The sequence below is a fragment of the Cytophaga sp. genome (genome assembly GCF_051961495.1).
Classification (GTDB): domain Bacteria; phylum Bacteroidota; class Bacteroidia; order Cytophagales; family Cytophagaceae; genus Cytophaga.
In genome coordinates this window covers 1-15239 of record NZ_JBQCDF010000036.1, presented here as the reverse complement: position 1 = coordinate 15239, position 15239 = coordinate 1, and the positions used below count along the sequence as shown (strand labels likewise).

The window sequence follows — 15239 nt, the reverse complement described above, 5'->3', positions numbered from 1 at the left end:
GAGGGTTATGGGATATATAATTTCAAGAAAAAGTTATGCCGATATGTTTGGCGTAACAACCGGTGATAAGATAACACTTGGAGATACCAATCTCATGGTTCGTGTAGAGAATGATTTAACTGTATACGGAGAAGAATGCAAGTTCGGCGGGGGGAAAGTATTGCGCGATGGCATGGGACAGGCTTCCGGCTTTACCTCTGCAGAAGTGCTGGATCTCCTCATTACAAATGCACTGATCATTGATTATACAGGCATTTATAAAGCTGACATCGGAATTAAAAACGGATATATAAAAGCAATAGGTAAGGGAGGGAATCCGCATATCATGCCGGGTGTGCATCCGGATATGATTGTAGGTGCAGTAACGGAAGTGGTCGCCGGTGAAGGTATGATTATTACTGCAGGAGGCATCGATAATCATATTCACTATATCTGTCCGCAACAAATGAGCGAAGCGTTGGCTTCAGGAATAACAACATTTATCGGGGGAGGAACAGGACCTTCTACCGGGAGTAAAGCTACAACCTGTACACCGGGCGCCTTTCATATTGAGATGATGCTGAAGGCAACGGATAATTTTCCAATGAATATTGGTTTTTTGGGAAAAGGAAATACGTCGCATCCGGAAGAGATTGAAGAACAGATCAAGGCCGGTGCGCTTGGATTAAAGCTTCATGAGGACTGGGGCACAACGCCGGCAGCGATTGATAATTGTCTTGCCGTTGCAGAAAAATACGATGTACAGGTTTGTATTCATACCGATACATTAAATGAAAGCGGTTTTGTGGAATCAAGCCGTGCGGCATTCAAAGGAAGGACAATTCATACCTACCACACGGAAGGTGCCGGCGGTGGCCATGCCCCGGATATTATAGTACTTTGCGGTGATCCGAATGTTTTGCCGTCATCTACTAACCCGACAAAGCCTTTTACCATTAATACGATTGATGAACACCTGGATATGCTGATGGTATGCCACCATCTTGACCGGAATATTCCTGAGGATGTATCCTTTGCCGAAAGTCGCATCCGTGGGGAGACCATTGCTGCAGAAGATATTCTGCATGATATGGGCGCTTTATCCATGCTGTCGTCCGATTCACAGGCGATGGGAAGGGTTGGAGAAGTAATCTGCCGCACCTGGCAGACAGCACATAAGATGAAAGAGCAAAGGGGCTTGCTGGAAGAAGATAAAAATGTGGATGCAGATAACTTTCGTGTAAAAAGATATATAGCAAAATACACCATCAATCCGGCTATTGCACATGGTTGTGCCCATGTAATCGGCTCTGTGGAAGTAGGTAAGCTTGCAGACCTGGTGGTATGGCAACCTGATTTTTTCGGAAGCAGGCCGGAACTGATTCTGAAAGGTGGGGTGATCGTGCAGGCACAAATGGGAGATCCTAACGCATCGATACCTACTCCGCAGCCATTCTTCTCCAGGCCTATGTTTGGTGCTATGGGAAAAGCAACAGGTGCAACATCATTGGCATTTGTATCGGCTGTGTCGGAAGAAGCAGTAAAAAAATACGGTCTGGATAAAAAAGTTGTACCTGTTACCGGTTGCCGTTCTGTAAAGAAAAAAGATATGAAACTGAATGATTTTCTACCGGACATAAAAGTCGATGCGGAAACATACAAAGTAACGGTAAACGGTGAATGGATCACGTGTGCGCCAGCTAAAAAGCTGCCGTTGGCACAGCTGTACAATTTGTTCTGATTATTATTTGTGAAATGTCGATTTGTTGATGCATATGATTTCATCCAAAGATAATACACATTTATTCCTGCTCTTGCAGATGGCTGATTCGGCTTTTCCTGTAGGCGGCTTTGCGTATTCCTATGGTTTGGAATCAGCTGTTAAACATAATCTCATTTCTGATAGCGATGGGTTACGTGAATACCTGATCACGTTTTCAGAGCAGTTGATCGCATTTGATTTTCCATTTGTTGCTGCGGCGCATCAGCAATCAGTTATTTCCATACAGGTAGATGAATTGAAACAGCTACTTGCTGTATATAGATCCATGCTGCTTAATCCGCCTTTATCCAAGGCAGGCTGTGTCATGGGAAGAAACTGGATGAAAATCTGCAAACAGATTACCAACAGTTATCTGCTTGATGAAACCGAAGAGGTATTCACTAAAGAACAATTAACGTTTGAATTTCCGGTTGTATTCGGACTGAGTATGCAGGCAACAAATTTTACCTTGTCTCAAACCCTGTTCCTCTATTTTTATATGTCTATGCGGGATCAGATCAGCGCACTGATCCGTTTAGGTGCTGCCGGTCCTTCTATGGCTCATACAGAGCTGCAACAGATATTACATCTGTTTGCAGAAAGGGTTGAAACATATGAGCCTGTTCATTATTCCAATGCTTATAAATCGGCCTATCTGCTGGAGCTTGCACAACTCTCGCACGATAGGGTATATTCTAAATTGTTCCAAAACTAAAACACCATTTCTATGACCCTTTTAAAAATGTACCGCCATCTGGATCATTTTGATTCACCCGGCTTATTTCATCACCGTGAATTAATCCATGAAAAAAGAAATTTTAAAAAACGGGCATTTACTGTCGGTATCGGCGGTCCGGTTGGTACCGGAAAGACTGCATGGCTTATGCAGCTTTGCAAAGCACTGCGTGATAAGATGAATATTGCCGTTGTCACCAATGATATCTTTACAAGTGAAGATGCAGAATTTTTGATCCGTAATGAGGCCTTGTCAAAGGAGCGTATTATCGGAGTAGAAACAGGCGGTTGTCCGCACGCTGCTATACGGGAAGATGTATCACAGAACATGTATGCGCTGGAGGAACTGATGAAGCGTTTCCCGGATGTTGAATTGCTTTTTGTGGAAAGCGGCGGAGATAATTTAGCAGCACACTTCAGTAAAGAACTTGTTGATTATTCTGTATATGTGATTGATGTTTCCGGCGGCGATAAAATTCCGAGGAAAGGGGGGCCAGGGATAACACAAGCTGATCTTCTTGTTATCAATAAGATTGATCTGGCTCCGCTGGTAAATGCTGATTTGTCTGTTATGGAGCGTGACTCTAAAAAAATGCGCGGCGAAGGTCCGTTTTTATTCGCACGTGCAAAGGATTGTTTCGGAATAGATGAAATTATTAATCATATTCTCACTGCCCGCGACAAAGCACTGCATGCGAAACCTGTATATTCATTAAGGAAAGAATTATGAATTATTTCTCTTAACGTTAATTTATAAGTCCTAATTAATTCCGCCCTTCATACGGATTGAATCCCAGTAAATCTTTGTCAGACAAATGGGCTGCTAACTCTTTGATAAAAGGAGAGAGCAGCTCGTTGTTTTTTGCGGAGCATCGGATCATAAAAACCTCTTCATTAACCTTCACTGCACTGCCAATGCGTATTAATGATTCTGATTTGTTTTCAATGTGTTCGTGGAAATATTGTGAAGCTAAAAAACGCAATTGTGTTTCGATTGATTTTACACGTGGAGAATTTTCATCACCTGCAAGGAATATATTGATGTAGGAAGAATGATGCAAAAATGCTCCGGGGGAATTCATGTTGTTTTTAGATGGATTCATTTTAAATCGATCCCAGACAATTGGTATGCCATTGGATTCTATTTTTAATTCTGCAAAAAACGATTCAAATGCAAATCGTTCCCCATTTAAGATCCGCCCGGCTTCAAACCAGTCAATAATAAGCAATACGGCATTTTTTTCCAAAGTCCAGTAGAGATGCTGTTCGAAGATACTTTGTTGATGGGGAACAACGGGATCTCCCATAAATACAACCAGGGAGTTTTCGCCCGCATTTCCACGGATAGTCTGCTTGCAGGTTTTACCTTGTTCAGAGCGGTAGATACGTGTATTAGCCTGACTTGAAAAGGCCGAGATGGTATCCGCTTTACAATCAATTTTCAAATCAATGGAATCTCCTTCAACAAAGCCTCCTCCATAATTCGAAAATACCAGGTGGCAGGCTTTATCTTTCTCAAGGGAAAATACTTTTAAAGGCCTGAAAACCTTAGAGCTGGTTACAGAGGTTTTACCATTTATATTTGATATTTCCAGTATTGACTGAACTGTATCTTTAATCATGAAAATAAGTACTTAAGTATTTTAAGTATATATACTAAAAAATGTGTTTAAAGTTCGCTTTTTTACTTGAAATTTAAGTAATTTTAAAATAACAGCAAGACTACTTACGTTTATGAAGTTTTTTACAAAAGAAATTGGAATAGTCGGGCAGGACCAGAAACTTTTTAAATATTCTGCTTATATGTATGCCATTGCATTGTCTCTCATTGCAATGATTACAATCCTTAGCCAAATTTTGATCCAGCAATACTTAAGTAGCCAGATGACAGATTCTCATGTTATTAATATTGCAGCACGGCAACGTACATACAGCCAATCCTTAAGTAAGACAGCACTTTTGATAGAGTCAGGCACTGACATTGAAACCAATCGTAAAGAGTTTGCCAATATATTAAGACAATGGCAGAAATCTCATGAAGCATTGAAGGGCGGCGGGAGCGATTTTATGAATCTGCCTGCCAATGACAGACAGGAATTAAAGGAGATGTTTGGAATTATTGAAAGCCCGTATTTCGCTATAGTTGAAGCATCAAACAAAATGCTCAAGGAATTATATAGCCCTAAAGCCATAGATTCCATGAATCTGAAAGCTAACATCCGAACCATCCTGGAAAATGAGCGCATGTACCTGTTGGGAATGGAATTGATTGTATTTGACTATGATCGTTTCTATAGAAACGGTGTTAAAAGGTTAAAGGAAATCGAATATATACTTTTATATATTGTATTGGTCAGCTTATTTCTGGAGGCAGTTTTTATATTTTACCCTTTGGCTATTCGTGTTAAACAAAATATGAAGGATCTGGTTGAATCTGAAACAACCGCCAAACAGCTTGCTGCACAGCTGCAGGAAGCCAATTCAATACGTGAGCAATCACACAAAGAACTTCGTGACATTAACTATGCTCTGGAAAAGGCTACATATGTTGTAAAGACAGATCAGTACGGTCATATTATTTATGCAAATGATAAGTATTGCCACGTTACAAAGTATAACATGGGACAGCTTATTGGCAAGCCTTTGTTCTATAATAATATGGGCGGCAAAGAAAGTATTATTTACGAACATATAAATAATCAGGAGCGTCGGAAAGAGGTGTGGCAGGGAGAAATTTTTGATCATGCTTCTGATGGTACCGGTTTTTGGCTGGATGTAACCATGATGCCTATTATTGATAACAAGGGAGCACTTTATCAGTTTCTGGTTGTATGTACGGACATCACCAAACGTAAGAATACCGAACGTGAATTACTCTTATTGACAGAAGAAAAAATTAAACGCCAGGGAGCAGAACAAAAAATTATTTCATATTCAATTATAAACGGACAGGAAAAAGAACGCACCAGGATCGCTGCAGAGATACATGATGGTATCGGACAAATGCTTACCAGTCTCCGGATGAAAATGGAAATGATCGAAAATAAAAATAAACATCTGGGAGGTGATATAACAGAACTTACAGATCTTCTGCAGATGGTTATCAATGAAACAAAAAAAATCTGTTCTGACTTATTGCCAAGTGTTCTGGATGACTTTGGCTTGAGTGCAGCCATACGGGAATTACAAAAGATGTGTTCAACAACTACTCAAATGTCGTTTGATCTTGATGACGAACTTGAACCTCACGCTTTACCCCGTGAAGTGGAAATAGGAGTTTTCAGGATTTTGCAGGAAGGGTTGAATAATGCTATTAAACATTCAAAAGCTTCTAATGTCTTTATTCACATTAGTAACGATGAAAAAAATGTATATTTATTCGTTAAAGATAATGGAAGAGGATTTGATTTTGATGAAAAGAAATTACTGAACCGCGAATTTATTGCAAAATCAAATGGCTTACGGAATATGAAAGAGCGTGCAGAACTTTTAGGGGGTAAACTCGTTGTGCAATCTAAAATCGGTGAAGGGACAACTTTGCAGGTACAAATACCGATTTAAAAGAATAGTCAACTAATTAATTAACTAACTAACTATTTTTTATTTTAAAACTAACCGTACTATGTTAACAAGAAAGATTAAAGTTTTTATTGCGGATGACCATGAAATATTCAGAGATGGTGTAAAACAGCTGATCTCCAACGAACCTGATATGGAAGTAGTTGGTACTGCATCATCAGGAGAGGAAGCTTTGGAATTGCTTAAGGAGAAGCCTGCTGATGTTGTGATCATGGATATCCGGATGTCAGGAATGAATGGCTTGGAAACCAGTCGCGCCATCTTAAAAAGTGATCCTAATACTCATATTCTGTTCTTTAGTTTATATGACCGCGATGATTATGTAGTAACAGCCCTGGAGATGGGCGCAAGCGGCTATATATTGAAAGATACAAGCAATAAAATTTTCCTCAAGGGTATACGTGCTGTGTCAAACGGGCAGTTTTATTTCACAGGTGATGTAACAGATGTATTGATAAAAAAATACCGCGAACTGAAAGATGTGAAAAATAGCCCGGAGATATCCCCCAGTTCCATTCAGTCTTCACTTTCAAAAAGAGAAATTCAGATTTTAAACATGATTCGTGAAGGCAAAACAAATAAGGAAATTGCTGAAGAATATAATTTAAGTGTCCGGACGATTGAAACTCACCGTATGAATATACTCCGCAAATTCAATGTAAGCAACTTTGATGAACTCATAAAGATTGATGATGAGACATTAGGTAGCCAGAAAACTTCACAATAAAGAATTTTCCTGAGAATTAACGGATTTTATAAGCTGTTTTGTTTGCCGAATAATTTATGAAGTAATAGTCGCCGCTGATATAACCCTTTTTAGGGAAGATTTCACCATTGTGAACAATGTCAATTTTATTCAATCGTACCGGTAATAGAATCGATTTCAAAAAGGCAGGTTCGGTTGAAGAAAATGCTGTGCCGACATCTATGCTTGCTCCATTATCAATATTAATCTGCAGGTCCTCAACAAAAGGAATTTTTATTCGGGTGTGAATGCCTGATTCTTCTGTTGTATACACAACCAGGGAATTGCCGGACCGGGTAATGTGGTGAATGTTTTTTTCAATGAATGAACAAATTGTACTTTTAGCTACTTTATTTAAAGTAGGATCATTTTTATAAAGAACGGCAAATTCTTTCCCCGGTAAAAAGTCACCTTCCTTGAAGGTATTCATAAAGGCCGTAAGTCGTATTCTGGTGTTTGAGGTATAAGGCGTTTTAAAATTCTTTGCAGAGAGGTCTTTGCAGGTAGTTGGTTGTGTGGGAGGCATGTTAATTTCAGGTTTTGCTGTTGTTTGATCGTTGGAAGTTACACTTTCTGTCTTGTTGGGTGGGGTGATTTTAGTGTTGTGCGGAGTGTTTGTAAAGCTGCTGTGGGCTGAATCTTCTGAAAGAGATTTTTGCGGCAGGTCGCTTGCAGTATTTGAATCTTTTTCAAATACAACATTTTCAAACGCTGTGTTTTGAATAGTACTGTTATATAACGTATTGATGGATTTGGATTGAATAAAAAAGAATAATCCGCCTAAAATGCAGACAGCTGATCCAGCTATAAGAATGATTCGTTTTGATTTAGAAGCCATATTGTATTCGGAAATAAAAGTACCCTAAACATAAAAGACTGTACGGATAACTATCGGTACAGTCTTTTATGTTTAGGGATTGTAAAATTAACCAAGTTTATTGACTGATTTAATATCCTGAATGCGGAGCATATTTTTGTACACACGTTCAACATCGTTTTCTTCTGTTTCAAATTCAATCGTGCAGGTTGCATCAAGATTGTCTGCTTGCTTATAATTCAAGCTAATAACCGCTAAACCTCTTTTACGGATAGGTAATAATATACGGTCTATGGTTTCAGGTGAGTGATGGCACTCAATTTGCCAGTTATTTCGAACTTTCATGGCTTTTTTACTTGGGTTGCAATTTAAAGACTATATACAAATATAGTTAAAAATTTGATTTTTTTTATATAAAAGGCAATTTCATTTCCCCTTCAGAGTGTCTGCAATCTATAAATTTCGTAGTTTTACGGTTTATTAGATTTATCAAAGAATGGCATTTTCATTAGATTCAATTTTACGGGAAAATATAAAAAAAGCGAAGCCGTATTCATCGGCTCGGGATGAGTATAAAGGCACTGAAGGTACCTTTTTAGATGCCAATGAAAATCCATACGGGTCCGCAATTGACAAAAAAGTTAACAGATATCCGGATCCTTTGCAAAGAGATGTGAAGGAGGCCCTGGCAAAACTGAAACATGTTGCCCCTGAAAATATATTCTTAGGAAATGGAAGCGATGAACCTATTGATTTGCTGATTCGTGCAACATGTCAGCCCGCTAAAGATAGTATCTTGATCCTGCCGCCAACATACGGCATGTATGAAGTTAGTGCCGGTATAAATGATGTCGAAATTATTTCTGTTCCTTTGACCAGATCATTCGATTTAGATCCCGTTGCGATCCTGGCAGCGGTTAAGCCATCAACAAAGATCATCTTTATTTGCTCACCTAATAATCCGACCGGTAATCTGATGAGTATAGATAAAGTGAAAACTGTTTTATCATCTTTTAATGGGATTGTAGTGGTTGATGAAGCTTATATTGATTTTGCTGATTTTGCAGGTTTTGTTCCATTGTTGAATCAGTATCCGAATCTGGTTGTACTTCAAACATTCTCCAAAGCATGGGGAATGGCAGCTTTGCGTATAGGTACCGCATACGCTTCTAAAGAAATCGTCTCTGTCCTGAATAAAATCAAACCTCCATACAATATCAACCTGTTAACACAGGAGGCTGCGCTGGAAGCTTTACAGAATAACGCACTGAAAGATGAGATGGTGCGTAAGATTCTTGTTCAACGGGATTGGTTGCGCGCTGAATTAAGTAAACTTCCAATTTGTTTAGAGTTATATCCGTCGGATGCGAATTTTATTCTTATGCGTACACCTGATGGAAAAAAGGTTTATGATTACCTGGTAGATCATGTGGTTATTACCAGAGATCGTTCAAAGATTATACTTTGTGAAGGTTGTATCAGAATTACCGTAGGTACTGAAGAAGAAAATAAAAGGCTGCTGGAGGTACTGAAAAAATATTAATTCCATTTGAAAATTTATAGATATGAAAAAGAAAGCATTATTTATTGATCGGGATGGAACCATCATTGCAGAGCCTGCAGATGAACAGATTGATTCGCTTGAAAAATTAGAATTCCTGCCAAGAGTATTAACTGCTCTTTCTAAAATAGCTATTGAAACCGATTATGAATTGGTTATGGTTACTAACCAGGATGGTCTGGGTACCAATTCATTTCCTGAAGAAACATTCTGGCCGGCTCAGAATAAAATGTTGAAGACGCTGGAAGGTGAAGGTATCGTATTCAAGCGCATTCATATTGACAGATCTTTCCCGAAAGATAACCTGCCAACCCGTAAGCCGGGTATTGGTATGCTTACTGAATACATGAATGGTAATTATGATCTGGAGAACAGTTTTGTGATCGGTGACCGTGTTACAGATGTACAGTTGGCAAAGAATCTGGGAACAAAAGCTATTTACATTACCCCTTCAACAAAAGCAGCTGACTGGGGATTGGGAGAATTGAAGTATGCACTGGCAACAGACGATTGGATGGAAATCTACAAGTTTCTGGTTAAATCTGAACGCATAGCGCGCGTGAACAGAAAGACCAATGAAACTGATATTAATATTTATCTGGATCTGGATGGTGAAGGCAAAGGTGTAATGAACACCGGTCTTGGTTTCTTCGATCACATGCTTGATCAGTTATGTAAACATTCAGGAATTGACTTGTCTATTGATGTTAAAGGTGATCTGCATATTGACGAACACCATACAATAGAAGATACGGCTCTTGCTCTGGGTGAGGCATTTTTACTGGCATTGGGAACGAAAAGAGGTATTGATCGGTATGGTTTCCTATTACCCATGGATGAGGCTTTGGCTCAGGTAGCGATTGACTTCTCCGGAAGAAGCTGGCTGGTATGGGATGCAGAATATAAAAGAGAAAAGATCGGAGATATGCCGACAGAGATGTTCTATCATTTCTTTAAATCATTCTGTGATACGGCAAAATGTAACCTGAATATCCGTGTGGAAGGCGATAACGAGCATCATAAGATCGAAGCTACCTTTAAAGCATTAGCCAAGGCTATTAAGGCAGCCATTCGGAAAGACCCTGCCAATACACGTATTCCGAGTACAAAAGGAGTGCTGTAGAACTAATTATGTAAGTAGTAATAAAAGATGGTAAGTCTTAAAACTATTGCTTAAAATTTATTACTTAAAAATGAAATTAGCCATAGTAAAATATAATGCCGGCAATATTCAATCAGTCATTTATGCACTGAATCGGTTGGGCATAGAACCAATATTGACTGATGATGTTGAAGAATTGAAGTCTGCTGACAAGGTTCTTTTTCCCGGACAAGGAGAAGCTTCTAATGCGATGCAATATCTGCGGGCACGGGGTTTGGATAAAGTCATTAAGGATCTAAAGCAGCCGGTATTTGGAATTTGTATCGGACAGCAATTGTTGTGTGAGCATTCAGAAGAAAATAATACCGATTGCCTGGGTGTAATACCGGCAAAAGTAAAGAAGTTCCCCCCGTTGGGTAAAGTACCTCATATTGGCTGGAATACGATCAGAGATTTGAAAAGTCCCTTGTTTAAAGGTGTGAGCGAAGATAGTTATGTGTATTTTGTACATAGTTATTATGTAGAAACGAATCCTTTCCAAATCGCTACAACAGATTATATTCTGCCTTATGCCTGTGCATTGCAGAAAGATAATTTCTATGCAGTACAGTTTCACCCCGAGAAAAGCAGCGACGTAGGAGAGCAGATTCTTAGAAACTTTATTGAATTATAATATATATTAAACAAGCGTTCAGCGTTCAGCTTTTCGCTTTTCGCATAACATGATACAGATAATACCTGCAATAGACATAATAGACGGCAAGTGTGTAAGGTTAACACAAGGTGATTACAACCAGAAAAAAGAATATCACTCCAACCCGGTTGAGGTTGCAAAAATGTTTGAAAATGCAGGTATTGAACGTTTGCATTTGGTAGATCTGGACGGCGCTAAACAAAAGAAGATTGTTAATTATAAAGTGCTCGAAAATATTTCCGGAGCAACAAAACTGTCAATTGATTTTGGCGGCGGACTACAGTCAGATGAAGATTTGCAAATCGCATTTAACTCTGGTGCGAAACAGATCACGGCTGGGAGTATCGCAGTGAAAGACCCTGAGAAGGTAAAGCATTGGCTGACTCAATTCGGTAAAGAGAAAATCATTCTTGGTGCAGATACAAAGGCGGGGATGATTGCTGTTCATGGCTGGCAGGAAACTTCAGATCTGAGCATTCAGCAATTGATGAATCAGTTTATACCATATGGAATAAGCTATTCGATCTGTACTGATGTTGCTAAAGACGGATTGCTTCAAGGGCCTTCATTTGATTTGTATAAAAAACTAGGAGATGAGTTTTCTCAGATCAACTGGATCGCCAGCGGTGGAGTAGCTGAATTTGCTGATATAGAAAAGTTGAATGATATGGGTATTTATGGTGTTATCGTTGGCAAAGCTTTCTACGAAGGCAAAATAACGCTGCAGCAATTGGCTCAATTCAACGCATAATAAGGAGGCTTCTTAAAACTTATTAATTAAAAACTTAATACATAGCACGTGCTTACGAAACGCATCATACCCTGCCTCGACGTTAAGGACGGGAAGACAGTAAAAGGAGTTAATTTTTTAAACTTAAGAGATGCAGGAGACCCTGTTGAATTAGGTGCACTGTATTCACAACAGGGCGCAGATGAACTGGTATTCCTGGATATTACGGCAACTCTTGAAAAGAGAAAAACGCTGGTAGAGTTAGTGAAGCGCGTTGCTCAGAATATCAATATTCCTTTTACTATCGGCGGAGGTATTGGTTCTATCGAAGATGTTTCTGCCTGTTTAAATGCAGGTGCAGATAAAGTATCTGTAAATTCGTCGGCCATTAAAAATCCCGTATTGATTGATCAGCTTTCAAAAGAATTCGGTAACCAATGCATTGTTGTTGCTATTGATACAAGAAATGTAAACGGTAAAAATCTGGTGCATTCACATGGTGGTACCAAACCAACAGATATTGATACCATTGTATGGGCTAAAGAAATGCAGGAACGTGGAGCAGGCGAACTGTTATTGACTTCAATGGATCATGACGGAACAAAGGCTGGTTTTGCAAATGAATTAACCGCTCATATCTCATCTACTGTTTCAATTCCTGTCATTGCTTCAGGCGGTGCCGGTAATATGGAGCATTTTACAGATGTATTTACAAAAGGTAAGGCCGACGCAGCATTAGCTGCAAGTATATTTCATTTTAAAGAGATTTCGATTCCTGAATTGAAAGCCTATCTGAAGTCGAATGATATTTGTATGCGGACTTAATTTAAAAAAAAATAAAGTGATAAAAACTAGCACTTTTCACCAGTATTACGTAATACCCATTTACATTAATTAAAGAATATGCGGACTCTTGGTATTATAGGTTTTGGGGGATTCGGACAATTTATGGTGAAATACCTGCAACCGTATATCTCTATCACGGTGCACGATCTTACAGATCTTTCACATGTTGCTTCGGAGAACAAAGTTGAGTGGGGGACTCTTAAAGAAACTGCTTCTAAAGATATCGTTATTCTTGCTGTTCCTGTTCAGTTTCTGGAGCCTTTATTGATTGATATAAAAGAGCATTTAAAGGCAGATGCCTTAGTGGTTGATGTGTCTTCAGTAAAAGTGAAGCCGATAGACTTAATGCTGAAACATTTGCCTGCGAGTGTTGATATTCTTGGAACACACCCTTTGTTTGGTCCTCAAAGTGGTAAGCATGGTGTTAAAGGCTTGAATATGGTTGTTTGCCCTGTACGATCAAAAAGAACCAGATCCATTATTCACTTTTTAAGTCAGGTACTTCAATTGAATGTATTGGAACGTACTCCCGATACTCACGATAAGCAAATGGCCTATGTACAGGCTCTTACACATTTTATTGGTCGGTCTATCAATGAAATGGATATTCCCGATGTTGAACAAAAAACACCGGCTTATCAATATTTACTGGATATTAAACGAAATCTGGGTGGTGATTCAATGGAATTATTTTTAACGATCGAATTGGAAAATCCATATGCAAAAAGAGTTCGTGAAGAATTTATGGATGCCTTAAAAAGCCTGAATGATCGTCTTGAAAAAATTAAAAGATAGCTTCTCAATTTCTAGGAGTTGCAAGTTGCCAGACAATAGAAAAGGGTTTTAGATATTTATCTAAAACCCTTTTCTATTTAGTCTAATACCTAGTAACTAGAGTCTAGAAACTAATATACTATTTTCTGTTTTCGATACTTACGTAGTCTCTTTCAGTATAACCAGTGTAAATTTGTCTTGGTCTACCGATAGGTTCTTTAGCGTCTCTCATTTCTTTCCACTGAGCAATCCAGCCTGGAAGACGACCAATCGCAAACATTACTGTAAATAAATCGCTGCGTAGACCTAACGCTTTATAAATGATACCTGAATAGAAATCAACGTTTGGATAAAGCTTACGATCAACAAAGTATGGATCGCTCAATGCTGCCTGTTCTAATTCTTTAGCAATTTCAAGCGCCGGATCTTTAACACCAAGTTTGTTTAAGATATCGTCGCAAGCTTTTTTAATGATTTTTGCACGAGGATCGAAGTTTTTATAAACTCTGTGTCCAAAGCCCATTAAACGAACTTCTTTCGTCTTAACTTTTGCTATATAATCTTTTGTTGAAATACCAGAAGCTTTGATCTCTTCAAGCATTTCAATTACTTCCTGGTTTGCGCCACCATGAAGCGGACCCCATAATGCATTGATACCAGCAGCAATTGAAGAGTATAAACTTGCATGCGCCGAACCAACAATTCTTACAGTAGAAGTAGAACAGTTTTGTTCGTGGTCAGCATGGAGAATAAATAATGTATTTAACGCTTCAATAACAACAGGATCAACTTCAAAATCTTCGTTTGGTTGACCAAACATCATGTATAGGAAATTTTCTCCGTAACCTAATTTTGCTTTAGGATACATTAACGGTTGTCCTTTTGAATTTCTGTATGACCAGGCAGCAATAGTAGGAAGCTTTGCCATCAATCTTGCAATTGTAAGGTCAACTTCTTCATCGTTCGCATTAGGATCAATGGAACCCGGGTAATAAGCTGTTAAAGAACTTACGGCTGATGATAAAACGCCCATGGGATGGGCAGAAGAAGGGAAACCATCAAAAAGCTTTTTAATATCTTCATGAAGATTTCTATGCTTCTGTATGCGCTCTTTGAAACTGTCTAACTGAGCAACTGTAGGAAGTTCTCCGTAAATAAGTAAATATGAAACTTCAAGGAATGTAGCTTTAGATGCAAGTTGTTCAATCGGATAACCTCTATATCTTAAAATTCCTTGTTCACCATCAAGAAAAGTAATAGCACTTTTAGTAGCGCCGGTATTTTTATAACCAGTGTCAAGAGTTACATACCCGGTCAAATCCCTCAATTTGGCAATATCAATTGCTTTCTCTCCTTCCGATCCTTCTATAACTGGGAACTTATAGCTTTTACCGTCTAATATTATTTCCGCTTCCTTCGACATGTTTGTATAATATATTTTATAATTAGATTGATAAAATGTTTAACTCTTAAAAATACGTAGCGATTGTTAGAATATAAAATATTGTAGCTAAATTATTTCATATTGTTTAATATACATTTTTATAAAGAAAATGGGTGTTTGGTTGTATCAAAAAGCAAGTGTGTTTTTCAGGTTCTTTTTTGGATATTTTCAAGTGAAAATTATGTCAAAAATGCCTGCAAACATACAGGTAAAATCAATCTAATTATTTGAATTTACCTGTTCGAAATTATTACTTTTAAGATAATTAATAGACTAAAATATAGAATTGTCTTGTGTTAAATGTGGTAATATAATGGTAAAATGATGATATTAAATAGTGATTTATATTTATTAATATATTGATTTTTAATTGTTTGATATTTTGTTAATAAAAAACTGAAGAAATCTTGTAGTTTTATTACGGGATAATTTGTATCCTTGTGGGATTTTAAGGCTTTGAATCATAATCAT

General features: G+C 38.2%; 15 protein-coding genes. 11 read left to right on the top strand and 4 right to left on the bottom strand.

All coding sequences use genetic code 11. The features are described 5' to 3' along the window. Positions 1 to 7: 7 nt before the first annotated feature. The 3 genes from ureC to ureG are packed head-to-tail and all read left to right on the top strand — an operon-like array spanning position 8 to position 3206. On the top strand, positions 8 to 1720 hold the full coding sequence (ureC, locus tag ACTHJT_RS01950) for an urease subunit alpha (protein WP_440235991.1): 1713 nt from the start codon (positions 8 to 10) through the stop codon (positions 1718 to 1720). A 34-nt stretch (positions 1721 to 1754) separates the two neighbouring features. Beyond that, the gene (locus ACTHJT_RS01945; protein WP_440235989.1) at positions 1755 to 2456 is read left to right on the top strand and encodes an urease accessory protein UreF; all 702 of its coding nucleotides are present in this window, start codon (positions 1755 to 1757) and stop codon (positions 2454 to 2456) included. Between the two features lie 12 nt (positions 2457 to 2468). Continuing rightward, positions 2469 to 3206, top strand: coding sequence for an urease accessory protein UreG (gene ureG / locus ACTHJT_RS01940; protein WP_440235988.1), 738 nt, complete (start codon positions 2469 to 2471; stop codon positions 3204 to 3206). A gap of 34 nt (positions 3207 to 3240) precedes the next feature. Here ureG and ACTHJT_RS01935 read toward each other — a convergent pair whose 3' ends face one another. After that, positions 3241 to 4098, bottom strand: a complete 858-nt coding sequence (locus ACTHJT_RS01935; protein ID WP_440235986.1) for an urease accessory protein UreD — start codon at positions 4096 to 4098, stop codon at positions 3241 to 3243. 112 nt (positions 4099 to 4210) lie between these two features. Here ACTHJT_RS01935 and ACTHJT_RS01930 point away from each other — a divergent pair, with 112 nt between their 5' ends. Both ACTHJT_RS01930 and ACTHJT_RS01925 read left to right on the top strand, forming a co-directional pair. Then, positions 4211 to 6037, top strand: coding sequence for a PAS domain-containing protein (locus tag ACTHJT_RS01930; RefSeq protein ID WP_440235984.1), 1827 nt, complete (start codon positions 4211 to 4213; stop codon positions 6035 to 6037). 61 nt (positions 6038 to 6098) lie between these two features. Continuing rightward, positions 6099 to 6782: a response regulator transcription factor gene (locus tag ACTHJT_RS01925; protein ID WP_440235982.1), complete on the top strand. Its 684-nt coding sequence runs from the start codon at positions 6099 to 6101 to the stop codon at positions 6780 to 6782. Between the two features lie 16 nt (positions 6783 to 6798). Here ACTHJT_RS01925 and ACTHJT_RS01920 read toward each other — a convergent pair whose 3' ends face one another. Both ACTHJT_RS01920 and ACTHJT_RS01915 read right to left on the bottom strand, forming a co-directional pair. Next, a complete protein-coding gene (locus tag ACTHJT_RS01920; RefSeq protein ID WP_440235980.1) occupies positions 6799 to 7638 on the bottom strand; it encodes a hypothetical protein in 840 nt (279 codons plus the stop codon). 87 nt (positions 7639 to 7725) lie between these two features. Beyond that, a complete protein-coding gene (locus tag ACTHJT_RS01915) occupies positions 7726 to 7962 on the bottom strand; it encodes a hypothetical protein (RefSeq protein ID WP_440235978.1) in 237 nt (78 codons plus the stop codon). 151 nt (positions 7963 to 8113) lie between these two features. Between ACTHJT_RS01915 and hisC the strand changes: the two genes are divergently transcribed. The 6 genes from hisC to ACTHJT_RS01885 all read left to right on the top strand — a co-directional run bounded on the left by hisC (position 8114) and on the right by ACTHJT_RS01885 (position 13345). Beyond that, positions 8114 to 9160, top strand: coding sequence for a histidinol-phosphate transaminase (gene hisC / locus ACTHJT_RS01910; RefSeq protein WP_440235976.1), 1047 nt, complete (start codon positions 8114 to 8116; stop codon positions 9158 to 9160). A gap of 22 nt (positions 9161 to 9182) precedes the next feature. Beyond that, positions 9183 to 10301, top strand: a complete 1119-nt coding sequence (hisB, locus tag ACTHJT_RS01905) for a bifunctional histidinol-phosphatase/imidazoleglycerol-phosphate dehydratase HisB (RefSeq protein WP_440235974.1) — start codon at positions 9183 to 9185, stop codon at positions 10299 to 10301. A 70-nt stretch (positions 10302 to 10371) separates the two neighbouring features. Beyond that, complete coding sequence (gene hisH, locus ACTHJT_RS01900; RefSeq protein WP_440235972.1) at positions 10372 to 10953, top strand: imidazole glycerol phosphate synthase subunit HisH; 582 nt, start codon at positions 10372 to 10374, stop codon at positions 10951 to 10953. Between the two features lie 49 nt (positions 10954 to 11002). Further along, positions 11003 to 11725 (top strand): 1-(5-phosphoribosyl)-5-[(5-phosphoribosylamino)methylideneamino]imidazole-4-carboxamide isomerase, encoded by a 723-nt coding sequence (hisA, locus tag ACTHJT_RS01895; RefSeq protein WP_440235970.1) that lies wholly within the window; start codon positions 11003 to 11005, stop codon positions 11723 to 11725. A gap of 48 nt (positions 11726 to 11773) precedes the next feature. After that, entirely contained in the window at positions 11774 to 12529 is a 756-nt protein-coding gene (gene hisF, locus ACTHJT_RS01890; RefSeq protein ID WP_440235968.1) for an imidazole glycerol phosphate synthase subunit HisF, read from the top strand. A 78-nt stretch (positions 12530 to 12607) separates the two neighbouring features. Next, positions 12608 to 13345, top strand: coding sequence for a prephenate dehydrogenase/arogenate dehydrogenase family protein (locus ACTHJT_RS01885; RefSeq protein ID WP_440235966.1), 738 nt, complete (start codon positions 12608 to 12610; stop codon positions 13343 to 13345). A gap of 118 nt (positions 13346 to 13463) precedes the next feature. Here ACTHJT_RS01885 and ACTHJT_RS01880 read toward each other — a convergent pair whose 3' ends face one another. After that, positions 13464 to 14747 carry a citrate synthase gene (locus ACTHJT_RS01880; protein ID WP_440235964.1) on the bottom strand — a complete coding sequence of 428 codons (1284 nt, stop codon included), beginning with the start codon at positions 14745 to 14747 and terminating at the stop codon, positions 13464 to 13466. Positions 14748 to 15239: the final 492 nt, after the last annotated feature.